25 protein-coding genes and 1 riboswitch are annotated in these 24,686 nt (G+C 70.1%); of the genes, 16 read left to right on the top strand and 9 right to left on the bottom strand.

Annotation, left to right across the window (positions count from 1 at the left end):
* Positions 1–51 precede the first annotated feature (51 nt).
* From CHC09_RS09715 to CHC09_RS09730, 4 genes are read left to right on the top strand one after another with little or no spacing between them, the layout of a single operon-like run.
* Positions 52–816 (top strand): hypothetical protein, encoded by a 765-nt coding sequence (locus CHC09_RS09715; RefSeq protein WP_089292709.1) that lies wholly within the window; start codon positions 52–54, stop codon positions 814–816.
* On the top strand, positions 813–1,841 hold the full coding sequence (locus CHC09_RS09720) for a heme/hemin ABC transporter substrate-binding protein (RefSeq protein ID WP_239138328.1): 1,029 nt from the start codon (positions 813–815) through the stop codon (positions 1,839–1,841). Before CHC09_RS09715 ends, CHC09_RS09720 begins: the two co-directional genes overlap by 4 nt.
* Positions 1,832–2,914 carry a FecCD family ABC transporter permease gene (locus CHC09_RS09725; RefSeq protein WP_089292710.1) on the top strand — a complete coding sequence of 361 codons (1,083 nt, stop codon included), beginning with the start codon at positions 1,832–1,834 and terminating at the stop codon, positions 2,912–2,914. Before CHC09_RS09720 ends, CHC09_RS09725 begins: the two co-directional genes overlap by 10 nt.
* Complete coding sequence (locus CHC09_RS09730) at positions 2,911–3,687, top strand: heme ABC transporter ATP-binding protein (RefSeq protein WP_089292711.1); 777 nt, start codon at positions 2,911–2,913, stop codon at positions 3,685–3,687. The genes CHC09_RS09725 and CHC09_RS09730 overlap by 4 nt, the downstream gene beginning before the upstream one ends.
* A gap of 63 nt (positions 3,688–3,750) precedes the next feature.
* Here the strand turns inward: CHC09_RS09730 and CHC09_RS09735 are convergent, their stop codons facing one another.
* Together CHC09_RS09735 and CHC09_RS09740 are read right to left on the bottom strand one after the other, a co-directional pair.
* Positions 3,751–4,536 (bottom strand): serine protease, encoded by a 786-nt coding sequence (locus tag CHC09_RS09735; protein ID WP_089292712.1) that lies wholly within the window; start codon positions 4,534–4,536, stop codon positions 3,751–3,753.
* A gap of 58 nt (positions 4,537–4,594) precedes the next feature.
* Positions 4,595–5,509 (bottom strand): N-acetylglucosamine kinase, encoded by a 915-nt coding sequence (locus CHC09_RS09740; RefSeq protein WP_239138329.1) that lies wholly within the window; start codon positions 5,507–5,509, stop codon positions 4,595–4,597.
* A gap of 77 nt (positions 5,510–5,586) precedes the next feature.
* On the opposite strand from CHC09_RS09740, the gene CHC09_RS09745 reads away from it, so the two are divergent.
* The 9 genes from CHC09_RS09745 (at position 5,587) to CHC09_RS09785 (ending at position 16,024) form a co-directional block, all read left to right on the top strand.
* Positions 5,587–6,504 (top strand): MurR/RpiR family transcriptional regulator, encoded by a 918-nt coding sequence (locus CHC09_RS09745; RefSeq protein WP_089292714.1) that lies wholly within the window; start codon positions 5,587–5,589, stop codon positions 6,502–6,504.
* Positions 6,501–7,253: a sugar isomerase domain-containing protein gene (locus CHC09_RS09750; RefSeq protein ID WP_089292715.1), complete on the top strand. Its 753-nt coding sequence runs from the start codon at positions 6,501–6,503 to the stop codon at positions 7,251–7,253. Before CHC09_RS09745 ends, CHC09_RS09750 begins: the two co-directional genes overlap by 4 nt.
* Before the next feature lie 75 nt (positions 7,254–7,328).
* A complete protein-coding gene (gene ngcE, locus CHC09_RS09755; RefSeq protein ID WP_239138330.1) occupies positions 7,329–8,693 on the top strand; it encodes an N-acetylglucosamine/diacetylchitobiose ABC transporter substrate-binding protein in 1,365 nt (454 codons plus the stop codon).
* The gene (locus tag CHC09_RS09760; protein WP_089292717.1) at positions 8,693–9,586 is read left to right on the top strand and encodes a carbohydrate ABC transporter permease; all 894 of its coding nucleotides are present in this window, start codon (positions 8,693–8,695) and stop codon (positions 9,584–9,586) included. The genes ngcE and CHC09_RS09760 overlap by 1 nt, the downstream gene beginning before the upstream one ends.
* Positions 9,576–10,406 (top strand): carbohydrate ABC transporter permease, encoded by an 831-nt coding sequence (locus CHC09_RS09765; protein WP_089292718.1) that lies wholly within the window; start codon positions 9,576–9,578, stop codon positions 10,404–10,406. The genes CHC09_RS09760 and CHC09_RS09765 overlap by 11 nt, the downstream gene beginning before the upstream one ends.
* 22 nt (positions 10,407–10,428) lie before the next feature.
* Positions 10,429–11,604 (top strand): glycosyl hydrolase, encoded by a 1,176-nt coding sequence (locus CHC09_RS09770; RefSeq protein ID WP_089292719.1) that lies wholly within the window; start codon positions 10,429–10,431, stop codon positions 11,602–11,604.
* Between the two features lie 102 nt (positions 11,605–11,706).
* The gene (locus CHC09_RS09775) at positions 11,707–12,153 is read left to right on the top strand and encodes a hypothetical protein (protein WP_089292720.1); all 447 of its coding nucleotides are present in this window, start codon (positions 11,707–11,709) and stop codon (positions 12,151–12,153) included.
* A 64-nt stretch (positions 12,154–12,217) separates the two neighbouring features.
* Positions 12,218–12,427: riboswitch (cobalamin riboswitch) on the top strand.
* 130 nt (positions 12,428–12,557) lie between these two features.
* Complete coding sequence (locus tag CHC09_RS09780; protein ID WP_089292721.1) at positions 12,558–15,029, top strand: ribonucleoside-diphosphate reductase subunit alpha; 2,472 nt, start codon at positions 12,558–12,560, stop codon at positions 15,027–15,029.
* Positions 15,029–16,024 (top strand): ribonucleotide-diphosphate reductase subunit beta, encoded by a 996-nt coding sequence (locus CHC09_RS09785; RefSeq protein WP_089292722.1) that lies wholly within the window; start codon positions 15,029–15,031, stop codon positions 16,022–16,024. Before CHC09_RS09780 ends, CHC09_RS09785 begins: the two co-directional genes overlap by 1 nt.
* Before the next feature lie 201 nt (positions 16,025–16,225).
* On the opposite strand, the gene CHC09_RS09790 is transcribed toward CHC09_RS09785, so the two are convergent.
* The 3 genes from CHC09_RS09790 to deoC all read right to left on the bottom strand — a co-directional run bounded on the left by CHC09_RS09790 (position 16,226) and on the right by deoC (position 19,197).
* Positions 16,226–17,008 carry a peptidase gene (locus tag CHC09_RS09790; protein WP_089292723.1) on the bottom strand — a complete coding sequence of 261 codons (783 nt, stop codon included), beginning with the start codon at positions 17,006–17,008 and terminating at the stop codon, positions 16,226–16,228.
* Positions 17,008–18,306 (bottom strand): VWA domain-containing protein, encoded by a 1,299-nt coding sequence (locus CHC09_RS09795; protein ID WP_089292724.1) that lies wholly within the window; start codon positions 18,304–18,306, stop codon positions 17,008–17,010. Before CHC09_RS09795 ends, CHC09_RS09790 begins: the two co-directional genes overlap by 1 nt.
* A 195-nt stretch (positions 18,307–18,501) precedes the next feature.
* Entirely contained in the window at positions 18,502–19,197 is a 696-nt protein-coding gene (deoC, locus tag CHC09_RS09800; RefSeq protein WP_089292725.1) for a deoxyribose-phosphate aldolase, read from the bottom strand.
* 86 nt (positions 19,198–19,283) lie between these two features.
* Here deoC and CHC09_RS09805 point away from each other — a divergent pair, with 86 nt between their 5' ends.
* On the top strand, positions 19,284–20,003 hold the full coding sequence (locus CHC09_RS09805) for a GntR family transcriptional regulator (protein WP_089292726.1): 720 nt from the start codon (positions 19,284–19,286) through the stop codon (positions 20,001–20,003).
* A 98-nt stretch (positions 20,004–20,101) separates the two neighbouring features.
* Entirely contained in the window at positions 20,102–20,674 is a 573-nt protein-coding gene (locus CHC09_RS09810; protein WP_089292727.1) for an AMIN-like domain-containing (lipo)protein, read from the top strand.
* Between the two features lie 37 nt (positions 20,675–20,711).
* Here CHC09_RS09810 and CHC09_RS09815 read toward each other — a convergent pair whose 3' ends face one another.
* The gene (locus CHC09_RS09815) at positions 20,712–21,089 is read right to left on the bottom strand and encodes a DoxX family protein (protein ID WP_089292728.1); all 378 of its coding nucleotides are present in this window, start codon (positions 21,087–21,089) and stop codon (positions 20,712–20,714) included.
* Between the two features lie 102 nt (positions 21,090–21,191).
* Between CHC09_RS09815 and CHC09_RS09820 the strand changes: the two genes are divergently transcribed.
* A complete protein-coding gene (locus tag CHC09_RS09820; protein ID WP_089292729.1) occupies positions 21,192–21,563 on the top strand; it encodes a winged helix-turn-helix transcriptional regulator in 372 nt (123 codons plus the stop codon).
* A 60-nt stretch (positions 21,564–21,623) separates the two neighbouring features.
* Here the strand turns inward: CHC09_RS09820 and CHC09_RS09825 are convergent, their stop codons facing one another.
* From CHC09_RS09825 to CHC09_RS09835, 3 genes are all read right to left on the bottom strand, one after another.
* Positions 21,624–22,832, bottom strand: a complete 1,209-nt coding sequence (locus tag CHC09_RS09825; protein ID WP_089292730.1) for a hypothetical protein — start codon at positions 22,830–22,832, stop codon at positions 21,624–21,626.
* A gap of 9 nt (positions 22,833–22,841) precedes the next feature.
* On the bottom strand, positions 22,842–23,345 hold the full coding sequence (locus CHC09_RS09830) for a SigE family RNA polymerase sigma factor (RefSeq protein WP_089292731.1): 504 nt from the start codon (positions 23,343–23,345) through the stop codon (positions 22,842–22,844).
* Between the two features lie 191 nt (positions 23,346–23,536).
* Positions 23,537–24,625: a hypothetical protein gene (locus tag CHC09_RS09835; RefSeq protein ID WP_089292732.1), complete on the bottom strand. Its 1,089-nt coding sequence runs from the start codon at positions 24,623–24,625 to the stop codon at positions 23,537–23,539.
* Positions 24,626–24,686 lie beyond the last annotated feature (61 nt).

Raw genomic sequence — 24,686 nt, forward strand, 5'->3', positions numbered from 1 at the left:
GTTCTTGATCAAAAGCAAGATCGGGGCGGCTCGAATGTTGTGGGAGCGACAGTGCGCATCGGCCTGAGAACGGCGGCCGCGGTGCTGACTCTGCTGGTGGTGTCCCTGAACGGCACCCCGGCGCAGGCGGCGAAACGGCTCTCGGTGTCCAAGACCAGGGGACTCGACCGGGCGGGCGAGACGGTCACCGTCACCGGCCGCGGCTACGACGTGACAAAAGGCATCTATGTGGCCTTCTGCCTGGACAACGGCGCCGGTGTGATGCCCGCGCCGTGCGGTGGCGGCGCCGACCTGGGCGGTACGTCCGGTTCCTCGGTGTGGATCTCGTCGAACCCGCCGTCCTACGGCGAAGGACTCGCGAAGCCCTACGGCAAAGGCGGTTCCTTCACGGTGTCCATCAGGGTCGGTCAGCTGATCGGGGACATCGACTGCGTGGTCCGCGCCTGTGCGGTCGTCACCCGCGCCGACCACACCCGGACCGGCGACCGGTCGCAGGACGTCCGGATCCCGGTCCGGTTCGCGGCGGCCAGGGCGGGATCACCGGTGGCCACCGCCACGGCGGCCACCGGAGCGAAAGGGGCGGCGACCGGAACCCGGGCGACGCCGGTCGGGCCGCCGACCGGGCGGCTCGCCACCGCCGCGCCGCCGGTGGCCACCACGGCGGCCGTGGTGCCGGCGACCGGACTCGCGCTCACCCGGACCAGCGCGGCCACGCCGCTCGGGCACTGGTGGGCGATCGGCGGGGCGTTCCTCGGCGGGCTGCTCGCCGCCGCGGTGATCGGCCGGCTCCGCCGCCGGAAGCGGGTGACCGCGTGATCCGCCGGATCTCCGCCGCGACCGTCGTGCTCGCCCTGCTGCTGACCGCGGTGGCCGGGTGCACCGCGGTCAGCGAGGTCGGACCCGAGACGGAGACCGCCGCCGGCGGATGCGGCGTCACCACCGCGAAACTGGCCGTCGACGACATCGTCCCGCTCGATCCGGTGCCGGTGCCGAAGCTGCCGGTCACGGTGGACTCCGCGGACGGCCGGAAGGTCACCGTGCGCAGCGCCGACCGGATCCTCGCGGTCAACCTGTACGGCTCGCTCGGCGAGATCGTCTTCAGCCTCGGCCTGGGTGACCGGGTGATCGGCCGGGACACCTCCACCACGTTCCCGGCCGCCCGGAAGCTCCCACTGGTCACCCCGCAGGGGCACGATCTCTCCGCCGAGGCGATCCTCAAGATCAACCCGACGGTGTTGCTCGCCGACGACAGCATCGGCCCGAAGACCGTTCTCGATCAGGTGCGGCAGGCCGGGATCCCGGTGGTCGTCGTGGATGACGAGCAGACGCTGGCGGCGGTGCCCGAGCACATCCGCGCGGTCGCGGCCGCTCTCGGTGTCGCCGAGGCCGGCGAGCGCCTGATCAAGCGTGTGCAGGGGGAGATCGACGCGGCGCGGAAATCCATGCCGGAGAGCGCCGGACCACCGCGAATCGCCTTCCTCTACGTACGGGGGACGGCCGGCGTCTACCTGATCGGCGGCAAGGGCGCCGGCTCGGACGCGATGATCGAGGCGATCGGTGCGGTCGACGCCGGAAGTGCGATCGGGCTCGAGAAGTTCCGGCCGATGACCAGCGAAGGGCTGATCAACGCGGCACCGGACGTGATTCTGGTGATGACCGAGGGGCTCAACTCGGTCGGCGGCGTGGACGGCCTGCTCAAGCTCGCCGGGGTCGCGCAGACGCCGGCCGGGGTGAACCGGCGGATCGTCGACATGGACGACGGGGCGCTGCTGAACTTCGGGGCACGCACCGGGCAGGCGGTCGCGGCGCTGGCCAAGGCGGTCTACGGCCCATGCACCTGAGTTCCACGACCGCGGAACCCGAGGTCGAGAGCGGGCGTACGACGTACCGGCAATCGGTTCTGCTCGGCGGCCTCGCCGCCGCCCTGGTCGTCGTCGCCCTCCTCGCCGCGGGCCGCGGTCAGGTCCCGATCTCCCCCGCCGAAGTGGCCGGCTCGCTGCTGCACCGCCTCGGTCTCGACCTCGGCCCGTTGCCTTCCGCGGTCCAGGGCGAGAACGCCCTCTGGCTGGTCCGCTTCCCTCGCGTGACCCTCGCGATCCTGGTCGGGGCGTCGCTGGGCTGCGCCGGAGCGCTGATGCAGGGCGTCTTCGGCAACCCGCTGGCCGAGCCCGGTGTGGTCGGTGTCTCGGCCGGCGCGGCGGTCGGTGCCGCCGCCGCGATCGTCGGCGGGGTCACGTTTCTCGGAAACTGGAGTACCGCGGCGGCCGCCTTCGCCGGCGGCGTCGTCACCACCCTGATCGTGTACGCCATGTCCCGGGCCAACGGCCGCACCGAGGTGGTGACCCTGGTGCTGACCGGCGTCGCGGTGAACGCCACCGCCGGCGCCCTGCTCGGTCTGCTGATGTTCCTGACCGACGACGACGGTGTCCGGGCGATCGCGTTCTGGCAGCTCGGCAGCCTGGCGCAGGCCACCTGGGGCGCGGCCGGGGTGGCGCTGCCGTGCGCCGCACTCGGCCTCACGGTGGCCGTTGTCTGCTCGCGGAAGCTCGACCTGCTCGCCCTCGGCGAGGGCCCGGCCCGGCACCTCGGGGTCGACACCGAGCGGCTGCGGATCACCGCGATCGTGGCGACCGCGCTGCTCACCGCGTCGGCGGTGGCGTTCACCGGGATCATCAGCTTTGTCGGCCTGGTGGTGCCGCACCTGATCCGGATGGTCGCCGGCCCCGGGCACCGGGTGCTGATCCCGGCGAGCGCGCTGGGCGGCGCGATCGTCGTGGTGCTCGGCGACCTGATCGCCCGGACCGCGGTCGACTACCAGGAGTTGCCGCTCGGCGTGCTGACCGCGGTGGTCGGCGGGCCGGCCTTCTTCTGGCTGCTGCGCCGGACCCGGGCGCGGGCGGGAGGCTGGGGATGAGGGCTTCCGGGGTACGTGTCCAGCTCGGCGGCCGGTACGTCGTGGACGGCGTCGACCTGCACGCCGACGCCGGTGAACTGATCGCCCTGGTCGGCCCGAACGGCGCCGGCAAGTCGACGCTGCTCGCCGCGCTCGCGGGCGACGTCAGAGCCGAGGGCCTGGTCGAGATCGCCGGGCTTCCGATCGGTCGCCACCGGCCGGCCGAGCTGGCCCGGCTGCGTGCGGTCCTGCCGCAGAAGGCGGTCCTGTCGTTCCCGTTCACCGCGGGCGAGGTGGTCCGGATGGGTCGCGCGCCGTGGGCCGGCCGGCCGGAACGCGCCGAGGACGAGGCCGCGGTCGCCGAAGCGATGCGGCAGACCGAGACGACCGGGTTCGCCCGGCGGCCGTTCCCCGCGCTCTCCGGCGGGGAGCAGGCCCGGGTGGCGCTGGCCCGGGTGCTGGCGCAGCGGACGCCGCTGCTTCTGCTCGACGAGCCGACCGCGGCGCTCGACCTGCGGCATCAGGAACTCGTGCTGAGCACGGCCCGGGAGCGGACCCGCGCCGGTGCGGCCGTGGTCGTCGTGCTGCACGATCTGGGGCTGGCCGCCGCCTACGCGGACCGGGTCTACCTGCTCGCCGCCGGAAAGGTCCGGGGCGCCGGGCCACCCGCCGAGATCTTCACCGAGGAGCTGCTCAGCGAGGTCTACCAGCACGAGGTCGAAGTGTTGCCGCACCCGGCCGGAGGCGCCCCGCTGGTGATCCCACGCCGGTTGCCAGGAGTTCCAGCACAGTGATCCGGGCCGGGCGCCGGCCGGCGCCCGACCCGGATCCGCGGATCTCTGTTACCGGCCTTCCGCTCAGCCGCCGAGGCTGGCCGCGGCGGAGGCGATCGTCGAGGCGAAGTAGCTGACCTGGGTGTAGACGCCCGGCTTGTTCGGCCGCGCGCACCCGTCGCCCCAGCTCACGATGCCGACCTGGATCCAGGCGTTCGCGGAGTCCCGGCGGAACATCGGGCCGCCCGAGTCACCCTGGCAGGTGTCCACCCCGCCGGCGGTGTACCCGGCGCAGATCTCGTTGCTGGCGATGATCTCGCCGTTGTACATCGAGCTGGAGTTGCAGGTGGTGTCGCTGACGAACGGGACGGTCGCCTTGAGCAGGTAGCGCTGCTGCGAGCCACCCTCCGTGGCGGCACCCCAGCCGGAGATGGTGAAGGTCCCCGAGTCGTACGCGGTGGTGCTCGCGATCGGCAGCGTGGCCAGGCCGGTGACCGGGCTGGCCAGCCGGATCAGCGCCCAGTCCTTGCCGTTGCCGTTGTAGCCGGGAGCCCGGTAGACGTAGTTCGACTTCCGGGTGATCTTGCTGCTGGAGTTCAGATCGACCACGCCCAGGGTGGCGGTGATCGACGTGTTCGTGCCGGTCCCGCTGACACAGTGCGCCGCGGTGAGCACCAGGTTCGGGCTGTAGAGCGCGCCGCCGCAGCCCATCGAGAGCCGCACCATGAACGGGAACTCGCCCTGGGTGGCCCGCGTGCCGCCGACCACGTTGGCGTCGGCCTGTGCCGCGCCGGGTGCGGCGAGCACGCCCATCGTGGCCGCGGTGGCCGCGGCGGCCAGGGTCGCCAGAAGGGTTCGCCATCTGCGCATCTTCGGATCTCCTCGTCCCAGGGGGTACGCCGGTGGGGCGCTGAGGAGAGAATTTCATTCATATATGTAAATGTGGGTATCCCAATTCACTCATACCGTCGAGGGTGGCTAGGCGTGCGGCAGCCTCGGCGGGGTCCCCGGCCAGGGCGACCTCGGTGCCGCGGGGGCGCAGGGCGCCGAGCACGCCGTCGCGGACCGGGGTGTCCGAGGTCAACAGGCTGCCGGCGAGCACCACGGGGCCGGGGGAGCCGAGGCTGTCCAGGGTGCGGATCAGTCGCCGGACCGCGTCGGTGACGATCGCGGCGGCGTCGGGGTCGCCGCCCCGGGCCGCGGTGCAGACCATCGGGGCCAGGGCGGCGATGGCGTCGAGGGGCAGGGACTGCGCCCAGCGGACCAGTTCGTCGCCGGAGGTGACGCCGGCGTGCGCGGCGACCCGGGCGGCGAGCGGGGAGTCGAAGCGGCGGGCGGCGGTGCGGACGGCGCGCAGGCCGAGCCAGCGCCCGGACCCCTCGTCGCCGAGCAGCCAGCCGAGCCCGTCGGCGGTCTTCGTGATCACGTATCGGTCGATCCGGGCGGCCGTCGCGCCGGTCCCGGCGATCAGCACCGCGCCGGACGGTGCGGTGGTGCCGGCCGCGAACGCCGTCACCGCGTCGCCGACCACGGTCATCGGGCAGGTCAGGCCCAAGTCAGTCCACATGCTACGGAACCGCTCGTGGACGGCGGGGTCGTCGAGGGCGCTCGTGCCGGAGAGGCCGAGCACGGCCGTACGTACCGAATCGGGTGGGTGGTGACCCAGCGCCTGCCGGATCGCTGACGCGATCGCCTCGATCGCGGCCGGCCCGGCCGAGATCGGATTGCCGGGCCCGGCCCGGCCCCGACCGATGATCCCGGACGGGTGGGCGAGCACGGCGCGGGTCCCGGTGCCACCCGCGTCCACTCCCAGCACCAGCTTCATGCCGATTGATCGAAGCATGGATATTTGTTGTTGACTAGAGGTGAAGACGGTCGTAATTTTCATCAGCAACGGTAATCGATGAAAAGGATGACCACGTGACCGGTGAGAGCGGCGGACTGCTGGGACGGCTGCGGATCGAGGGCCCGGGCATGCCGGAGGCCCTGGCCCGGATCGCCGAGACGATCCTGGCCGACCCGGAGACCTCGGCACACGCCAGCATCGTCGACCTGGCCGAGCGGTCCGGCACCTCGACCGCCACCGTCACCCGGTTCAGCCGCACCCTCGGCTTCAAGGGCTACGCCAGCCTGCGGGTCGCGATCGCCACCGAGACCGGCCGTGCCGAGCAGGCCCGCTGGGAGACGGACATCAGCGGCGACATCGCCCCCGACGACCCGCTCACCGACGTGCTCGGCGTGGTCACCGCGGCCGACACCCGGGCCATCCAGGGCACCGCGGCCGGCCTGGACGTGACCGCCGTCGAGCGGGTCGCGGCCGCGATCGCCCAGGCCGGCCGGGTGGAGCTCTTCGGCCTCGGCAGCAGCGGCACGGCCGCGCGGGAGATGGCGTTCCGGCTGGAGCGGATCCGGGTGCCGGTCTGGCACCGGGTGGACTCGCACACCGCGCTGACCAACGCGGCGCTGCTGCTCCCCGGCGACGTGGCGATCGGCCTGTCGCACTCCGGCCGCACCCGCGAGGTGATCGAGACGCTGGCCGAGGCGGCCGACCACGGAGCGCTCACCGTCGCGGTGACCAGTTTCGGCCGCTCCCCGCTGGCCGAGGTGGCCGATGTCGTCTTCACCACCTCGGTGCAGGAGACCACGTTCCGGCTGGCCGCCCTCTCCGCCCTGCACTCCCAGCTGCTGGTGCTCGACCTGATCTACGTCGCCGTCGCCCAGCGCACCTACGAGCGGACCGCCGAGGCGCTGGAGCTGACCGTGCGCGCCGTCGACGCCCACCGACTGCCCGAGAAGATCCCGACCCGCAGGCGCGGACGTGCGAAAGGACAACCGTGAGTGTCACCAGCGAGGATTACCTGCAACAGATCCGGGCCGTCGTCGATCGGGTCGGCGCCGGTCAGGCCGAGGAGAAGCGGCGCGCCGCCGGCCTGCTCACCACGACCGTGCGCAACGGGGGTGTGATCCAGGCCTTCGGCTGCGGCCACTCCGAGGCGCTGGCCATGGAGATCGCCGGCCGGGCCGGTGGGCTGGTTCCGACCAACCGGATCGCGCTGCGCGACATCGTTCTGTACGGCGGCGACCCGCTCGACGCTCTGGCCGGCGGGACCGTGGAGCGCGACCCGGCGATCGCCCACCGGCTCTACCAGCTCGCCCCGGTGAAGCCGGACGACGCGTTCGTGATCGCCTCGAACTCCGGGATCAACGGCGCGGTCGTGGAGATGGCGCTATTGGTCAAGGAGCGCGGCCATCCGCTGGTGGCGATCACCTCGGCGCGGCACTCGGCCGGCGTCGCCTCCCGGCATCCGAGCGGCCGCAAACTCGGCGACCTCGCGGACGTGGTGCTGGACAACGGGGCACCCTACGGCGACGCCGTCCTGCCGTTGCCGGGCGGTGGCGCGGTCGGCGCCGTTTCCTCGATCACCGCGGCGCTGCTGGCCCAGCAGCTCGTCACCGAGGTGGTCGCCAACCTGCTCGCGGCCGGGATCACCCCGCCCGTCTACCTGTCGGACAACGTGCCCGGCGGCAAGGAACACAACGCTGAACTAGAGGCGCGGTACGCCGGGCGCATCCGGCGTACCGCATAGGAAGAGAGCCCGCTGATGAACTCAACAACCCAGGCCAGACCGTACCCCAATCGGAGAACCCTGCTCAAAACGGCCGTGAGCGCCTCGATTGCCGCGCCCCTGCTCGGCGCGTGCGTCACCTCGGGCGGGAGCGACGACAGCGGTGCCGCGGCCGAAGGCGCGCCGAAGACGGCGGACAACCCGCTGGGGGTCAAGGCGGACGCCCCGCTCGAGGTCGTCGTCTTCAAAGGAGGGTACGGCGACGAGTACGCGACCAGAGCCGAGGCCCAGTACGCGCAGAAGTATCCGCAAGCGAAGATCGACCACAAGGGACTGCAGAAGGTCGGCGAGGCCATGCAGCCCCGCTTCGTCGCCGGGAACCCGCCGGACGTGGTGGACAACACCGGCGCCGGTCGACTGGACATCGCCACCCTGGTCGCCGCGGGCCAGACGGGTGACCTGAGCGACCTGCTGGACGCGCCCGCCCTGGACCAGCCCGGCAAGAAGGTCCGGGACACGCTGCTGCCCGGCGTGGTCGACGACGGCACGTTCGGCGGCAAGCCCGTCGCGCTCAACTTCACCTACACGGTCTGGGGGCTGTGGTACTCGAAGTCGTTCTTCGCGGAGCGGGGCTGGCAGTACCCGAAGACCTGGGCGGAGATGCTCACGCTCTGCGCGACGATCAAGAAGTCCGGTGTCGCACCCTGGACCTACCAGGGCAAATACCCCGAGTACCTGAACGACCCGCTGCTCAGCATGGCGGCCAAGGCCGGTGGCCTCGACCTGATCAAGGCGGTCGACAACCTGGAGCCCGGCGCGTGGAAGCAGCCCGGCCTGGTGCAGGCGGCAACCGCCTTCGCCGAGCTGGCCGGCAAGGGCTATCTGCTCGCCGGCTCGGAGGCGCTGTCGCACACCGAGGCGCAGGCCGCCTGGTGCCAGCGGAAGGCCGCGTTCATCCCGTGCGGCTCGTGGCTGGAGAGCGAGCAGAAGGGCGTCGCGCCGGCCGGCTTCGACATGGTCCTGGGCACGGTTCCGGCGGGCGGCCCGAGCGACCGGCTGCCGGTCACCGCGGTGCAGGCGGCCAGCAGCGAGAGCTTCCTGGTGCCGACCAAGGCGACGAACCCGGCCGGCGGCCGCGAATACCTGCGGATCCTCTTCTCCAAGGCGTCCGCGACCGCTTTCGCCCAGGCCAACAGCACGCTGCCGGCGGTCGCCGGGGCCACCGACGGGCTGACGCTGAGCAGCGGGCTGGGCTCGGTCCGCGACGCGGTCACGGCCGCGGGTGCGGACACCTTCACCTACCGATTCCGTACGTGGTACGCCCCGCTCGCCAAGGCCGTCGACGACGCCACGGGCGAGCTGGCCAACAAGCGCATCAGCCCGGCCGACTGGTCCACGCGGATCCAGAAGGCGGCGGACGCGCTGGCCAAGGACACGTCGGTGCAGAAGTACACGCGCTGATGCGGCACGGGCGCTGGCGGTTCCTGCTCGGCGCGCTGGTGCCGGCGCTGGTGCTGCACGTCGTCTTCGTGCTCTCGCCGTACGCCCAGGCGTTCTACCTGTCGCTGACCGACTGGACCGGGGTGGCCGGCGCGGCGCACTACGTCGGGGCGGGCAACTACGCCCGTCTCGGCGGCGACACGCTCTTCCTGGACGCGGTCCGGAACAACGCGGTCATGCTGCTGGTGGTGCCGGCCGTGACGATCGGGCTCGGGCTGTTCCTGGCGAGCGCGCTGCACCGGGGCGGGCGCGGGTCACGCGGCGGATCGGCGTACCAGATCGTCTATTTCTTTCCGCAGTTGTTGTCCCTCGTGGTGATCGCGGTGCTCTGGGGATTCGTCTACAACCCGAACACCGGGCTGCTGAACTCGGGTCTGCGGGCGATCGGGCTGGGCGGGCTGGCGCACAGCTGGCTGGCCGAGCCACGGTTCGCGCTGGTCGCGGTGATGGCGGTGCTGATCTGGTCGTCCGTCGGGTTCTACGTGGTGCTGTTCCGGGCGGCGATCGACGCCATCCCGCTGGAACTGTTCGAGGCGGCGAAACTGGACGGCGCCGGAGACTGGAGCTCGTTCCGGCACGTCATCTTTCCGCTGCTCAGGGAGAACGTCCGGGTCGCGTTCGTCTATCTGGGGATCGCGGCGCTGGACGGCTTCGCCGTGGTGCAGGTGATGACGGTCGGACCGGGCGGCCCCGACGGGGCGACCGAGGTGATCGGGCTGTCGCTGTACCGGAACGCTTTCACGTACGGAAGATTCGGGTACGCGTCGGCGATGGGCGTGGCCCTGTTCTTCGCCACCCTGACGCTGGCCCTCCTCGCACTGCGCTCCGGGCGGGAGGAGCGGCATGCGCTCTGAACGACGGTCGAACCCGCTCCCGCCGATCGCGATGTTCTGCTGGGCGGTGGTGACCGCGTTGCCGCTGCTCTGGGCCGTGGTCAGCTCGGTCAAGTCGGATGACGAGATCCTCAACCATCCGTGGGCGCCGCCGGCCACCCCGCGCTTCGACAACTGGGTGCGCGCGTGGACCGCGGCGAACATCGGGCGGTACTTCCTGAACAGCCTGATCGTGGTCGGCGGGGCGCTGCTGCTGACCATGCTGCTGGGCGCCCTGGTTGCGTACGCGCTGGCCAGATACGAGTTCCGGGGCAACCGGACGCTCTACTACACGTTCGTCGCGGCGATGTTCTTCCCGGTGTTCCTGGCCCTGGTCCCGCTCTTCTTCGTGGTCGACCAGCTCGGCCTGCTCGGCACGTACCCCGGCCTGATCCTGGTCTACACCGCCTACGCCGTACCGTTCACGGTCTTCTTCCTGCACGCTTTCTTCCGCACCCTGCCCGCCGAGATCGCCGAGGCGGCGTTCCTGGACGGGTGCTCGCACGCCGCGGTGTTCTTCCGCGTCATGCTCCCGCTGGCGCGACCGGGCCTGGTCGCGGTCGGCATCTTCAATTTCCTCGGGCTCTGGAACCAGTACCTGATCCCCCTGGTTCTCAACCCCGACCCGGACCGGTACGTCCTGGCGCAGGGTCTGGCCGCCCTGTCGGTCAGCCAGGGCTACCGCAGCGACTGGGGCGGCCTGTTCGCCGGACTCACCATCGCGATGCTCCCGGTACTGGTCGCCTACGTCGCGTTCCAACGGCACATCCGCGCCGGAATGACCGCCGGCGCGGTCAAGTAGCTCCTTCGGAAAGGAGTCCCCTGTGCTTGGCATACGTCAAACGGCGGGAATCGCCGCAGCGGTACTCGCCGCCTCGGGCATCGTCGCCCTCGGCTCCGGCGCCCCCGCCGCGGCCGCCGACTGCGGTTACCTGTTCGACGACTTCCACTACAACTCCTCCTCGGACGCGGCGCTGACCGCGAACGGCTGGACCCCGCGCAGCTACAGCGGCGGTCCGGGCGTGGCCGGGGCAACCTGGTCACCCGCCAACATCACCTTCCCTGCCTCGAACGGCGACAGGGTCGCGCAGCTCACCGCGTACACCGACGGCACCGCGGCCGGTACCGGGCACGCCGAGCTCTACTCGACCCAGAAGCGGTACCTGGAGGGCACCTACGCCAGCCGGATCCGCTTCACCGACGCACCCACCGGTGGCGCCGACGGGGATCACATCAACGAGACGTTCTTCACGATCAGCCCACTCAACGGCGATCTCGACCCGACCTACAGCGAGCTGGACATCTCCGAATACCTGCCGAACGGCGGGTGGGGGGAGACGGGGCCGATCAACTACCAGACGACCTGGTACACGTATCGGAACGAGCCCTGGTACGCCGACAATCTGCACTCCTCGCAGCGGTCCAGTCTGGACGGCTGGCACGACCTGGTGGCGCAGGTGGCGAACGGGCACGTCGTGTACTGGATCGACGGGGTGCAGGTCGGTGACCACGGGGGGAAGTACTTCCCGCGGCAGACGATGACGATCAACTGGAACCTGTGGTTCATCGACACCGCCGGGCACACCGGTGGGCGAAGCACGTACATCGAGCAGGTCGACTGGGTGCTGTTCGCCAAGAATCAGGTGCTGTCGCCGGCACAGGCGAAGGCGCAGGCGGCCGGCTACCGCACCGGTGGCACCGCGTTCCTGGACACCGTCGCCGCCACCGGCGGGTGCACGAACCCGACCACCCCGCCGACCTCTCCGCCGACCAGCCCGCCGACCTCACAGCCGCCGGCGACCGGCTGCTCGGACGCGCCGGAGTGGTCCTTCGGCGCCGTCTACCTGGGCGGCAGCCTGGTCAAGCACGAGAAGAGCAAGTACGGCGACCCGAGCGGCCCGCCGTCCGGCCAGGGTAAGCACCTCTGGAAGGCACGGTACTGGACACAGGGTTCGGAACCCGGCTGGACCCAGCAATGGCAGGACCTCGGTCCCTGCTGACGTCTCGCACACCGCCGGAACGGCGGGGCCTCGCCCCGCCGTTCCTCTTCCGCGCGGCGGTAGGGCACGGTTCTTGTCGTACCCGCGTGCTTCGATGCCGTCATGGGTGCTTCCGGTTGGAGTTACTACGTCGCCTACCAGCCTGACCTCGGTCAGGCGCTCGACGATCTGCGGAAAAAGGTGTTCGACGAAGGCGACTACTGGTGGGCCGAGCCTTACGAGTTCGGCAAGTCCGCGATGGACTTCCCGAACCGGCCACGGATGGAGAAGGATCTTTGGGCCTCCGAGGCGGTCAAGGAGTCCGGTACCCACTCGATCCTCGACGTGCGCCGGGTGCTGCAGCCCGGTGAGAAACCGGATTACGGCACGGTCGAGCCGGTCAGTGAGCAGGAGGCGCGGGAGTGCGCCGGGGTGACGAAGCTGACCCGGGCGCACGTCACGGCGATCGACAATCTCGTTGAGCACCGCTGGTCCGGCCGGTGTGCGGTGCTGCACGACGACGCCGGTAACCCGTCCGAGCTCTACTTCTGGGGCTGGTCGGGAGACTGAGGAGGGGCCCAGGGGTGGCTTGTGCGACACACCATGTGGCGTTGCGGAGTGAGAGACGGTCCCATATATAGTGTCGATCGCAGCTGGTTCGGCGCGCCTTCGCGGGTGAGCCGAGGCAAGAGGGAATCCGGTGTGAAACCGGGACTGCCCCGCAGCGGTGAGTGGGAACGACCGCCGTCACCAAGCACTGGACCGTGAGGTCTGGGAAGCGACGGCCAGTAGGTATTGCACGACGCCCACGAGTCCGAAGACCTGCCAGCGCGCCGCACACGACCGTGTGTGGTGGTCGAAGGCCGCGTGGGACGGCCGACGCCAAGGTTCTCCGGGCTCACCCGTGCGTCCGTCGAGAAGTGGTGTCTTTCCGCGTGGTCCACGACCGTGTTGACTCGCGAGGGAAGAGGGCCATGACGCTCACGCCGGAGAAGACCAGCGTGCCGGGACAGCGCCGGCAAGTGATGCAGGTGCGCAAGCGCAACGGCGAGCTGCAGCCCGTGGACGTCAACAAGATCGTCACGGCGGTCGAGCGGTGGACCAGCGGCCTCGACGAGGTCGACCCGCTGCGGGTGGCCACCAAGACCATCAGTGGCCTGTACGACGGCGCCACCACCGAGGAACTGGACAAGCTCTCCATCCAGACCGCCGCCGAGCTGATCGGCGAGGAGCCGCAGTACTCGAAACTGGCCGCCCGCCTGCTGATCGACCTGGTCGAGCAGGAGGTCCGGGAGCAGGGCGTGACCACGTTCAGCGAGTCCATCGCGCTCGGTCACCAGCAGGGCCTGATCGGTCCCGGCACGAACGCGTTCGTCGAACGGCACCGGGCCGAGCTCGACGCCGCGATCGACACCGCCAACGATCTCCGGTTCGAGTACTTCGGCCTGCGCACGGTGGCCGACCGTTACCTGCTGCGGCATCCGACCCGGCGGATCCCGGTCGAGACCCCGCAGTACTGGCTGATGCGGGTCGCGTGCGGCCTGTCGCAGACCGCCGCCGAGGCGATCGGCTTCTACCGCCTGATCGCGTCGCTGGCCTATCTTCCCAGCTCACCGACGCTGTTCAACTCCGGCACCCGGCACACCCAGATGTCCTCGTGCTTCCTGGTCGACTCGCCGAGGGACGAGCTGGACTCGATCTACGAGCGGTACCACCAGGTCGCCAAGCTGTCGAAGTTCTCCGGCGGCATCGGGATCGCCTGGTCGCGGGTGCGCGGCCGGGGTGCCCTGATCCGCGGTACGAACGGCAAGTCGAACGGCATCGTCCCGTTCCTGAAGACCCTCGACGCCGGGGTGGCGGCGGTCAACCAGGGCGGCCGGCGCAAGGGCGCGGCCTGCGTCTACTTGGAGCCGTGGCACCCGGACATCGAGGAGTTCCTGGAGCTGCGGGACAACACCGGCGAGGAGTCCCGGCGTACTCACAACCTGAACCTCGCCAACTGGATCCCGGACGAGTTCATGCGCCGGGTCGAGGCCGACGGGAACTGGTCGCTGATCGACCCGTCCGACGCCCCTGAGCTGCCCGATCTCTTCGGCGACGAGTTCACCGAGGCCTACCGGATCGCCGAGAAGAAGGCGGTCAGGACGGTCAAGGCCCGGGACCTGTACGGCCGGATGATGCGCACGCTCGCGCAGACCGGCAACGGCTGGATGACGTTCAAGGACCGGTCGAACGCGCTGTCGAACCAGACCGGTGCCCCCGGCAACACCATCCACCTGTCGAACCTGTGCACCGAGATCCTCGAGGTCAACTCGGACGACGAGACGGCGGTGTGCAACCTGGGCTCGATCAACCTGGGCGCGCACACCACGGCCGAGGGCGTGGACTGGGAGCGGCTGCGGGCTACGGTGCGGACCGCGGTGATGTTCCTGGACCGGGTGATCGACATCAACTACTACCCGTCGGAGCAGGCGGCGGCGTCGAACCCGCGGTGGCGGCCGGTCGGACTCGGGCTGATGGGCCTGCAGGACGCGTTCTTCACGCTCGGGCTGCCGTTCGACTCGGCGCAGGCCAAGGAGCTGTCCACGCGCGTACAGGAGGAGATTCTCCTGACCGCGCTGGAGAGTTCGGCGTCGCTCGCCGAGCGGTTCGGGGCGCACCCCGCCTTCGCCGAGACCCGGGCGGCCAAGGGCGACCTGCACCCGGAGTTGTGGGGCGCCACGCTGGGGCAGCCGGCTCGCTGGGCCGTGCTCAAGGAGCGGATCGCCGCGCACGGCCTGCGTAACTCGCTGCTCGTGGCGATCGCGCCGACGGCCACCATCGCATCGATCGCCGGTTGCTACGAGTGCATCGAGCCGCAGGTCTCGAACCTGTTCAAGCGCGAAACGATGTCCGGCGAATTCCTCCAGATCAACACCTATCTCGTACGCGAACTGAAGTCCCGTGGCCTGTGGAACGCCGAGATCCGCGAGCAGATCAAGCGTGCCGAGGGTTCGGTGCAGGACATCGCGTCCCTGCCGGCGGATGTCCGGGAACTCTTCCGGACCGCGTGGGAGCTGCCGCAGCGCGCGCTGATCGACCTGGCCGCGGCCCGGGCGCCGTTCATCGACCAGTCCCAGTCGCTGAACCTGTTCCTGGCGGCCCCGACCATCGGCAAGCTCTCGTCGATGTACCTCTACGCCTGGAAGTCCGGGCTGAAGACCTCGTACTACCTGCGCTCGCGCCCCGCGACGCGCATCCAGCAGGCCACCACCGCGGTCAGCGCCGGCCCGGCCGTCACCCCGCCGGTCGCCGCGGCCGTCGTCCCGGCCCGGACCACCACGCTGGTCGCCGGCCCGTCCGGTTCCGGCCATGTCGCCACCCTCAGCCTGAACCTGCTCGGCGACACCGACGGTGCGCTCGCCGCGTCCCTTGAGAACCCCGACATCTGTGAGGCGTGCCAGTAATGCTGCTCGACCCTGGAATGGACCTGACCCTGCGGCCGATGAAGTACCCGCACTTCTTCGACCGTTACAAGGACGCCATCAAGAACACCTGGACGGTCGAGGAGGTCGACCTCCACGCCGATCTGGCCGACCTGGCCAAGCTGACGCCGGCCGAGCAGCACCTGGTGTCCCGGCTGGTCGCGTTCTTCGCCACCGGCGACACGATCGTCGCGAACAATCTGGTGCTGAACCTCTACCAGCACGTGAATTCGCCGGAGGGCCGGCTCTATCTCTCCCGGCAGCTGTTCGAGGAGGCCGTGCACGTCCAGTTCTATCTGAACCTGCTGGACACCTATGTGCCGGACGAGACCGAGCGGTTCGAGGCGTTCGCCGCGATCGAGAACATTCCGTCGATCGCGCGCAAGGCCGAGTTCTGCTTCAAGTGGATCGACTCCGTTTTCAACCTGCGCAGGCTGGAGACGAAGGCGGACCGGCGGGCGTTCCTGCTGAACGTGATCTGTTTCGCGGCGTGCATCGAGGGGCTGTTCTTCTACGGTGCCTTCGCGTACGTGTACTTCCTGCGTTCCCGCGGCGTCCTGCAGGGCCTGGCCTCCGGCACCAACTGGGTGTTCCGCGACGAGAGCATGCACATGGCGTTCGCGTTCGACGTGGTCGAGACCGTTCGGCAGGAGGAGCCGGACCTGTTCGACGCGGAGATGGAGAAGCAGATCCGGGACATGCTCGCCGAGGCCGTCGAGTGCGAGGTCCAGTTCGCGGCCGATCTGCTCGAGCAGGGTGTCAGCGGAATGTCCCTCGGTGACATGCGCGAATACCTCCAGCACGTCGCCGACCGGCGGTTGCAGATCCTCGGGATCGAGCCGATGTACGGCAGCAAGAACCCGTTCGCGTTCATGGAGTTGCAGGACGTGCAGGAGCTGTCGAACTTCTTCGAACGCCGCGTCTCCGCCTATCAGGTCGGCGTCACCGGCACGGTCACCTTCGACGACGACTTCTGATCAAAACCATTCCTCCGGTACGAACAATGGAGCCCCGCGTCCAGCCTTTTCGGGCCGGGCTCCGGGACGATCCCGCGCGGGATCGCACGTGACTCGGCTCGTAGCCCGCGGACGGGACTCCATCGGGCGTACCGGAGGAATGGTTTTTGAAGTGGAATGCGGAAGCCCGGGACTGGAGTGTCCCGGGCTTCCGCGGCCGTGTCAGACCCGGCGGCGACGCCGGGTGAGGGAGAAGCCGAACAGGCCGGTGATCGCGGCGAGGACGCCGCCCCCGGCGGTCCAGAACCAGCGGCCGGAGAAGTCCGGCAGCCAGTCCAGGCTGAAACTGCTCTCGTCGGCATCCGCCGCGGCGCTCGGCGAGGCCGCCGGTGCCGGCCCGCTCAGCACCGTGCCCGGCTGGTTGTTCGGGACCAGCGGCTTGGCCAGCTCGCCCTGGTCGGCATCGAGGTCGCCCTTGGGTGTGGCGAGACCCAGGCTGACCTTGAGAGGCAGGCCGAGGTCCGCTTCCGGCATCGTCGTGCTGGACAACCGGACGTAATACGTGCCGGGGAGCGGGTCGCCGTCCTGCGGCTCGGCCCACGACCGTACCTGTCGGAGCCGGCAGCCGAGGGTGACCTGCGCGGCGTCTTTGGCGGCGACCGGGCTCTGCTCACCGGCCACGCAAGCCTGCCGGCGGCGCAGCCCGTCGAAGACCTCGATGATCCACGACTCGTCGCCGGTCCGGCCCTTGTCGGGCAGCGTGACCGTGGCGGTCAGGTCCGGGCGCTGCCCGGCCTCCGCGGTGAACTGCCAGTACAGGTAGTCACCGGTGACCGCGCCGACCTGCACCTGCTGGCTCGAGACGATCGGTACGGCGGTCAGGAACGAGGTGCCGGCGGTGTTCACCGCGGGTGCCGGGGACGGGTCGTCCGCGAACGCGGCGCTCGGGACGGCCGCGACCAGGAAGGCCGCGACCCCGGTGGCCGCGAGGTGCTTGATCTTCATCAGTTCTCCCTCCAGGTGGCCACCCAGTAGCGGGTCACCCAGCCGGCCAGGATGCCGGCGAGCAGGCCGGCGATCGCCAGGACCAGCAGGAACAGGAAACCGCGGCCGAGGCCGGGGGCGTCCGGGACGTGCGAGGCGTCGACCAGGTCGATGCTCAGCTCGACCGGCATGCCGTTGGCGCTGACCACGTTGGACGCGAACGAGTTGGCGACGATCAGGCAGACCTCGGTCGCGTCGGTGTCCTCGGCGGCCTCGGTGGCGTCGTTGTCGGCGGCCTCGGCCGATGCTTTCGCGTCCGCCTTCTGCTCATCGGCCGACCAGCGCAGGCCGGCCGACAGGACGTCGGTCCGCCCGCTGCCGGCGTCGAGCCCGCGGACCAGTTCCCGGCCGTCCTTGGTGGCGGCCTTCAGGAGGACGCCGTAGTCCGGGTTGATCGCCCGGTCGAGCGCGATGCTCACCGACGCGCGCAGCTCCTGGTCGGCCTGGACGGCGACCCGGTAGTACCGGTGCTCGCTGATCTTCTCCCGGTCGGTGTAGACGCCGGGAGCGAGCAGCGGGGCGTTCGTGCAGTCCGCGGTGCCGGTGACCACGGCCGGCTGCACCGGCGGCGGAACCGCGGCCCGGTCGACCAGTTGCTTGACCCGGTCGGTCAGCTCCGCTTCGCTGTTCGCGGCGGCGTACGTGCCGCCGGTCGCGGTGGAGATGCAGACCAGCTGCTTGCGGGTCTTTTCGTCGGGGGTCAGGCCCAGTGTGTCGACGACCAGGTGGGTGCCCTGCGCGGCCAGGTCCCGGGCGACGTCGCAGGGGTCGGGCGGGGTGCAGGTGTCCTCGCCGTCGGTGATCAGGACGATCCGCCGGGTCGAACCGTTGTCACCGAGATCCTCGGCGGCCTTCTTCAGCGCCAGCCCGATCGGCGTGTGGCCGGTCGGCTTCAGCGTGGCGATCGCGTTCTTCGCCTGGACCGCGTTGACCGGCCCGACCGGGACGATCTGCTGGGTGTCCTGGCAGGCGATCTTCTTGTTCTTGCCGGCGTAGGTGGCGCCGAGGACCCGGATGCCGAGCTGAGTGTTCTCCGGCAGCGCGTCGACCACCTTGTTGAAGGCGCGCTTGGCCACCGCGATCCGTGTCTCACCGTCGATGTCGGCGGCCTTCATCGAGCCGCTGACGTCGAGGACCAGTTCGACGGTGGGTGGTTCGGAGTTCTCGGTCTCGTCGGCGTGGGCCGGGGCGGCGCCGAGCAGGCTGGTGGCGCCGATCAATCCAGTCGCCACCAGTATGGACAGACGTTTATGGATCACGCGCCAAGATCATAAAGGTAGGTCTGATCCATCATGGTCGGCGGGGTGACCGGCCGGCCGGGCCCTTGTGGAGCCCGGCCCGCGGTTCCGGTCGCCGGGGCGGGCGCTTGTGGCGCGCTCTCCAGCCGGCGAGCCTGACCGTGGCGGCTTTCCCGCCATCGGTTCAGCGTCTTGGCCGCCTTGTGACGGCGGGATTCAAGCACGGCGGGCGTACGTCGTCACCTGGCGCCGCGCCAGGTCGTCCAGGATCTCGGCGGTCACCGAGGTGCCGAACCGGGTGACGCCGGCCGCCGTCATCGCCAGCAGGGTGTCCAGGCTGCGGATTCCGCCGGACGCCTTGACCTGCACCTTCGCCGACACGGCCGAGCGCATCAGGGCCAGGTCGTCGATCGTCGCGCCGGTCGGGGCGAAGCCGGTCGAGGTCTTCACGAACGCCGCGCCGGCCCGCTCGGCCGCCCAGCACGCCGCCAGCTTCTCCTCGTCGGTCAGGTACGCCGTCTCCAGGATGACCTTGACGTGGGCCGCGCCGGCCACCCGCACGATCTCCTTGATCTCGGTCTCCACCGCGGCGATGTCCCCGGAGCGCAGCCAGCCGATGTTGATCACCATGTCGACTTCGGACGCACCGCGGGCCACCGCCTGCTCGGTCTCGGCCGCCTTCACCTCGGTGCTGGTGTCCCCGTGCGGAAAGCCGATCACGGTGCCGACGCGCACCTCGGTGCCGCGCAGCAGTTCCACCGCGAGCGGGACGTCGGAGGGGCGCACACAGACCGAGGCGACCTGGTACTTCGCGGCGACGGCGCAGCCCCGGCGCACGTCTTCGGTGGTGAAGTGGGGCTGAAGGATGGAGTGGTCGATCATGCGGGCGATCTGCGACACCGTGAAATCCATGACATCGAACCGTACCTGTCTAGACAACCACCTGTCTAGACAGGTTGGCTCCGTAGGCGGTCAGCCCGATCGGTAGGGTGTCCCCCATGTCCGCCGGACCAGACTTCGCGCCGCGCTACTTCCGCATCGAGCAGGAGCTCCGAGCGCGGATCGCGCAGGCCAGGCCCCATGACCCGCTGCCCTCCGAGCCGGAGCTGGCCCGCGAGTTCGGGGTCAGCCGGATGACCGCCCGGGCCGCGGTCACCCAGTTGGTGAACGACGGGCTCGCCTACCGCGCGCCCGGCCGGGGCACGTTCGTCGCGGTGCCCACCGGTCCGCGCCGTGCCGACAACCTGATCCGCCTCAGCGAGGAGATCCGCAAGCAGGGCAAGGTGCCGTCGTCCCGGGTGGTCAGCGCCGAGCTGCGGCCGGCCACCGTGATCGAGGCGACCCGGCTGCGGCAGCGGGCCGGCGACGTGGTCGCGATCTACCGGGTCCGGCAGGCCGACGGCGATCCGTTCGCCTTCGAGCACGCCTGCTATCCCGGGGTGCTGAGCGCGCTGCTCGACTTCGACCTCTCCGGATCAGTGCACGAGGCGCTGGTCGCGCTCGGCCGCGTCCCGACCCGGGGCACCTCGACGATCACGGCCCAGCCGGCGAACGAGGAGGACTCCCGGGAGCTCGGCGTCCCGGTCGGCACCTCGCTGCTGGTCGAGGACCGGCTGATCCTCGACCATGAGGGCCGCCCCCTGGAATTGAGCGAATCCCGCTACATCGGTACGAAATACCGGCTCGACGTCGCGTTCGGGGTCGAACCGCACCAGTGACCTCGGCACGAATCGGGGAATACAACCGGGCGCTGAGCGGCTAGCTTCGGTCTCAACCTGGAGTATCGACTCCGGCAGCTCCGACGGAGGCCACGGCCATGAAGGGGACCATCGCACTCATCGTCATCACCGCGCTCGCCGGCGTCACCGGTTGCGCGGCCCGGAACACGCCCGCTCCGGCGGCCACAGCGGCGCCGGCTCCGACGCCGACCGCGGTGCCGACCGGGACCACCAACGTCGCCGCGGTCACCTGGCCGACCACCCCGGTGACCGTCACCCACCAGCCCGCAGTCCCGCCGGTCCCGGTGCTCGAGGGGGTCCGGTACGCCACGCACGACGGCTACGACCGCATCGTCCTGGACATCCCCGGCGCGCTGCCCGGCTACACCGCCAAGTACGTCACCGAACTACGCCAGGACGGCTCCGGTGACAAGGTCACGATTCCGGGGAAGGCGTTCCTGCTGATCGTGCTGAACCCGGCGCAGGCTCACCGGGACGACGGCACCGCGACGGTGACCGGGACGCACCGGATCAACCTGCCCGGGATCACGTCGTACGCGGTGATCGGCGACTACGAGGGCTACGTCTCGTTCGCCTTGGGCCTGTCCGCGAAGCGCGGCTTCCGCATCGGCGAACTCTCCAACCGGATCTACTTCGACATAGCCGTCTGATGTAACCGGCCGGGCGGCGACGGCGCCGCCCGGCGGTTCAGAGCCAGACCGTGCCCAGCCAGGCGGTGACCGCGGCGGCCACCAGCAGGCCGATGTTCAGGCCGATCACCTTGATCTCACCGCGCGACACGTGCGTGACGATGCCGCCGATCTGGATCAGCACCAGGCCGATCGCCGCGGCGATCGCCGCGGCGATCGCCAGACCCGGCGCGATCCCGGTCAGCGGCGGCAGGATCAGCCCGATCGCGCCCAGCACCTCCAGCGCGCCGATCACCCGGACCACCGGCATCGGGATCTGGTCGACCCAGCCCATCATCGGCCGCAGCTGATCCTGGCTCTGGAAGACCTTGATACCGCCGCTGTAGAGGTAGAGCAGGGCGAGCAGCCCGGCCAGGATCCAGTACGCGATCTCCATGTCAGCTCCCAATGGTTACTGGTCGTAAGTGACCACATGATGCGTCACTATTGGGAGGCTTACAAAAGGCACACGCGTGTGCGTCAGGCACAGGGGGATGTCATGTCGGAGTACGAGCACACCTGCCTGATCCGGGGCGATGGCGGGCAGACCCTCCGCGCGATCCTCGACCGGATCTGCAACAAGTGGACCCTGCTCATCGTGGCCACGCTCGATCGGGGCACGCTGCGCTTCAGCGACCTGGCCCAGCAGATTCCCGGCATCTCCCAGCGCATGCTGACCCTGACCCTGCGGAACCTGGAGCGCGACGGCCTGGTCAGCCGCGAGGTCCACGCTGAGGTCCCGCCCCGCGTCGAGTACACGCTGACCCCGGCGGGCAAGAGCCTGATCCCGCCCGCGCTGGCCCTGGCGAGTTGGGCCATCGAGCACGTCCCGCACATCGAGGCGAGCCGGGCGGCGTACCAGGCCCGCTGATCCGGCGGTGGCCGGGCTACCCGGCGATACGGGCAGCCCGGCTCACCCGGGGTGGAATGCCTACTTGCAGTGCCAGACCACCGGTTGGATCACCCCGTTCGCGTCGTTGGACTGGCCCCCGATAGTCCGCCCATCGTCGCTGAGGGTGTTGGCGATGTCGGCCAACGCGTCGTCACCGAGCGGGGCCAGCCCCGGCAGCCGGATCACCTTGCCGTCGGCGAACAGCCTGGCGCCGCCCTTCTTGGCGACGAAGGTCTGCCAGCCCAGTGCGTTCATCGCGTCCGCACTCGATTCGGTCTCGTCGACGAAGACCTCGTCGGTGCGCAGGTTCCAGCGGACCGTGTGGATTTGAGCCCCCGCCCTGCCCTGCGGGGACTTCACCTTGGCGCCGCCGATGTTCGCCACCCCGGACACCCAGCCGTCGCGGATGTAGCGGACTCGCGCCTCAACGTTCTCGCTGTCCAGAGCCGGGAGGGGGAGGGCGTGGGGGGTGCCGTTCGCGGGCCAGATGTACGGCTGCCGGTTGTCGATCGTGCCGATGACGGTCCCGTCCTCGTCGATGTCCACCACCAGCACCGACGTGCTGCCGGCCGGCACCGGCAGCCGGCGCGGCTGCGCCATCGCCGACTCCCAGAGCAGCGGGTGCTCCTCGTCGTCCCCCACGATCTGGCCCTTGTCATTGATCGCGTACGCCGATCCGCGCTCGGCGCCGGGCAGCCGGGTGGCTTTGCCGTCGATGTAGACGTACGGAACCGACCTGGTCGCCGTGATGTAGCCGTAGCCCACCGCGGTGCCGCTCGCGTTGACGTCGCGCAGATCCTCCTCCCCGTCGTCCCCGGGGATCGGCACCTCCTTCCCCACGCCGTCGTGCCAGATGACCGCCTGGTAGCCGCCGCCCTTCGGATACGACCGGCCGACGAAGTACCTACCGGCCGGATCCGCGCCGCCGATGATGGCCATGGGCGCGCCCTTTGGCGCGGGCAGCTTCTCGACCGTGCAACGCGACGGCGGAACCACCTTCGGTGCGGTCGCCGTCGCGGTCGCTTTTCCCGTGGCGGTCGCCGTCGGGCCGGCCTTCGTTCCAGGGTTCAGGGCGATCGCCACCCCGGCGATGGCGACCGCGGTCAGCGCCGCGGTCCCGGCATAACCGGCGCCGCGGACCGCCCGCTTGCGCCGCGCGTCGATGATCGCCCGCTGGACGTCCACGGTGGACTTCGCGCGTGGATCCGGATCGAGGGCGCGTAACAGATCGAAGTCGGAGGATGGCATGTCAGCTCCTCAGTTCATTACGGCGAGTTCCGGCTCGCCGAGAAGGCGTCGCAGGGTGGAGAGACCGCGGGAGGTGTGACTCTTGACCGTGCCGGTGGAGCAGCCGAGCGTCGTGGCGACGTCGTCGACCGACAGGTCGTAGAAGAACCGGAGCACCAGTACGGCCTGCTGCCGGCGTGGCAGCCGGGCCAATGCGGCCCGTACGACCTGGCGCTCCTCGACCCCGCCGGGTTCGAGCGGCGGTGGTTCGGGGGCGTGCCGGAACAATCGCACGCGGGCCCACGCCAGCCGCCGCTCGTCCACGTACGTCCGGACCAGCATGGTGCGCACGTAGGCGTCGAGATGATCGGCGGCGCTCGCCCGCCGCCACTTCAGGTACAGCGTCGTGATGGTCTGCTGCACCAGGTCATCGGCGCGGTGCTCGTCACCGGAGAGGAGATACGCCAGCCGCCGCAACGCGGGTATCCGCGCCGTGACGTACTCGATGTACTCCTGGTCCGCACCATCCGGCATCGTGTCCCCTCCCCTTGGGTCATCACCACTCAGACGGGCCCGGCCGGACGTCCGGTTGTCATGCCGTACCCATGAGTTTCGATTCTTTGTCCCGGCTTCGGCCCTGACCCTGTTCCGAAACGAAAGTGGCCCAGGCCCGGGAGAAATCCCCAGGACTGGGCCACTTTGCGTAGAGCGGCTGTCGCTGTCGGTCAGGTTCCGCGAATTGTGAAGACTTTGGAGAGGCCGCCGACGACGGCGTAGTCACCCGGCGCGTAAACGCGGTAGGAGTAGGTGGCCCTGCCCGGCGGCGTCGCCACGAGCGTGAAGCGGCCACTGGCCCGCACCGTGGCGGTGCCCACCTTGCGCCAGGTCTTGTCGGCGTAGAGCCGCTGCAACTGGACGAGTTTGCCCTTCACGTAATTGGGCTTGATACCGCCGTTGATGTTGACGTTCGTACCGGCCTTCACCGACTTGGCGGCCAGCGTCGCGTTGACCGAGTAGCGCTCGGTCCGGACGTGACCGCCGTCGGACGCGATCTTCGTCGGCGGTTCCGGCATGGTCGGCTGGTTGACCCCGGGCACCCAGGCACACTGCAGCCACTGCGCGTTGGCCGCGCTGAGGGTCCGCTGGTACGTGCCGTTCGCCCCGGTCCGCGCCGTCCAGACGCTGCCCGGCTCCACGCAGCCGTTGTCCATGCTGAGTTTGAACGACAGGTTGGGCCAGGGCTTGCCGGTGGTGGCGTCCCAGGCCCGGATCTTCTGGACGACCGGCTTGCCCTTGGGCAGCGGCTCCGGCGAGAAGGTCATGTCGATCATCGGTCGGTGCGAGCTCTGCACCTGGATGCTGGGCGTGTCGACGACCGTCCGAGGGTCGACGTCCAGCGTGTTCGCAGGCGTGAGCGTCTGGTCCATGGCGTAGATGCCGACCGGTTCGATCTTCCCGCTCCAGGCGCTGGTGACCGGGATGGAGCCGGTCCAGATCCCGTCCTGTGCAGTGCCCTCGGCCAGCCGGAGCAGGACGAAGCTGTTCAGCGAGGCGTTGAAACGCAGGTAGGGCGAGGCCAGTTCCTGGCTCGCCTGGTAGTCGATGGGCTGGACACCGGTCTCGTCGGTCAGCCGGACCCGCACGCCCACGAATTGGGTCTGCAGACCGGAGACGGCGACCGAGGATCTGTCGAAAGTGATCGAGTGAAGTTGAGGCGGCGCGGTGTCCGCAGCCGGCGCGGCCGTGGCCGGGACGGCGAGAATGAGCGACAGCGCGAGGAGAGAGGCTGCCGGCGCGACGTGAGACGTACGCATGGATTTCACTGTACGAGCTGGGGCTGCTGAAACACCTCCGTGCCGAAGGCTGACACCTCTC

It is taken from the genome of Actinoplanes regularis, from assembly GCF_900188005.1.
Classification (GTDB): Bacteria; Actinomycetota; Actinomycetes; order Mycobacteriales; family Micromonosporaceae; genus Actinoplanes; species Actinoplanes regularis.

What these genes read in the sequence shown, in the direction of transcription:
- CHC09_RS09725 (WP_089292710.1), top strand. Translation starts at nt 1,832, where the DNA reads ATGCACCTGAGTTCCACGACCGCGGAACCCGAGGTCGAGAGCGGGCGT.
- CHC09_RS09730 (WP_089292711.1), top strand. Translation starts at nt 2,911, where the DNA reads ATGAGGGCTTCCGGGGTACGTGTCCAGCTCGGCGGCCGGTACGTCGTG.
- CHC09_RS09735 (WP_089292712.1), bottom strand. Translation starts at nt 4,536, where the DNA reads ATGCGCAGATGGCGAACCCTTCTGGCGACCCTGGCCGCCGCGGCCACC.
- CHC09_RS09740 (WP_239138329.1), bottom strand. Translation starts at nt 5,509, where the DNA reads ATGCTTCGATCAATCGGCATGAAGCTGGTGCTGGGAGTGGACGCGGGT.
- CHC09_RS09760 (WP_089292717.1), top strand. Translation starts at nt 8,693, where the DNA reads ATGCGGCACGGGCGCTGGCGGTTCCTGCTCGGCGCGCTGGTGCCGGCG.
- CHC09_RS09765 (WP_089292718.1), top strand. Translation starts at nt 9,576, where the DNA reads ATGCGCTCTGAACGACGGTCGAACCCGCTCCCGCCGATCGCGATGTTC.
- CHC09_RS09775 (WP_089292720.1), top strand. Translation starts at nt 11,707, where the DNA reads ATGGGTGCTTCCGGTTGGAGTTACTACGTCGCCTACCAGCCTGACCTC.
- CHC09_RS09780 (WP_089292721.1), top strand. Translation starts at nt 12,558, where the DNA reads ATGACGCTCACGCCGGAGAAGACCAGCGTGCCGGGACAGCGCCGGCAA.
- CHC09_RS09785 (WP_089292722.1), top strand. Translation starts at nt 15,029, where the DNA reads ATGCTGCTCGACCCTGGAATGGACCTGACCCTGCGGCCGATGAAGTAC.
- CHC09_RS09790 (WP_089292723.1), bottom strand. Translation starts at nt 17,008, where the DNA reads ATGAAGATCAAGCACCTCGCGGCCACCGGGGTCGCGGCCTTCCTGGTC.
- deoC (WP_089292725.1), bottom strand. Translation starts at nt 19,197, where the DNA reads ATGGATTTCACGGTGTCGCAGATCGCCCGCATGATCGACCACTCCATC.
- CHC09_RS09805 (WP_089292726.1), top strand. Translation starts at nt 19,284, where the DNA reads ATGTCCGCCGGACCAGACTTCGCGCCGCGCTACTTCCGCATCGAGCAG.
- CHC09_RS09810 (WP_089292727.1), top strand. Translation starts at nt 20,102, where the DNA reads ATGAAGGGGACCATCGCACTCATCGTCATCACCGCGCTCGCCGGCGTC.
- CHC09_RS09815 (WP_089292728.1), bottom strand. Translation starts at nt 21,089, where the DNA reads ATGGAGATCGCGTACTGGATCCTGGCCGGGCTGCTCGCCCTGCTCTAC.
- CHC09_RS09820 (WP_089292729.1), top strand. Translation starts at nt 21,192, where the DNA reads ATGTCGGAGTACGAGCACACCTGCCTGATCCGGGGCGATGGCGGGCAG.
- CHC09_RS09825 (WP_089292730.1), bottom strand. Translation starts at nt 22,832, where the DNA reads ATGCCATCCTCCGACTTCGATCTGTTACGCGCCCTCGATCCGGATCCA.
- CHC09_RS09830 (WP_089292731.1), bottom strand. Translation starts at nt 23,345, where the DNA reads ATGCCGGATGGTGCGGACCAGGAGTACATCGAGTACGTCACGGCGCGG.
- CHC09_RS09835 (WP_089292732.1), bottom strand. Translation starts at nt 24,625, where the DNA reads ATGCGTACGTCTCACGTCGCGCCGGCAGCCTCTCTCCTCGCGCTGTCG.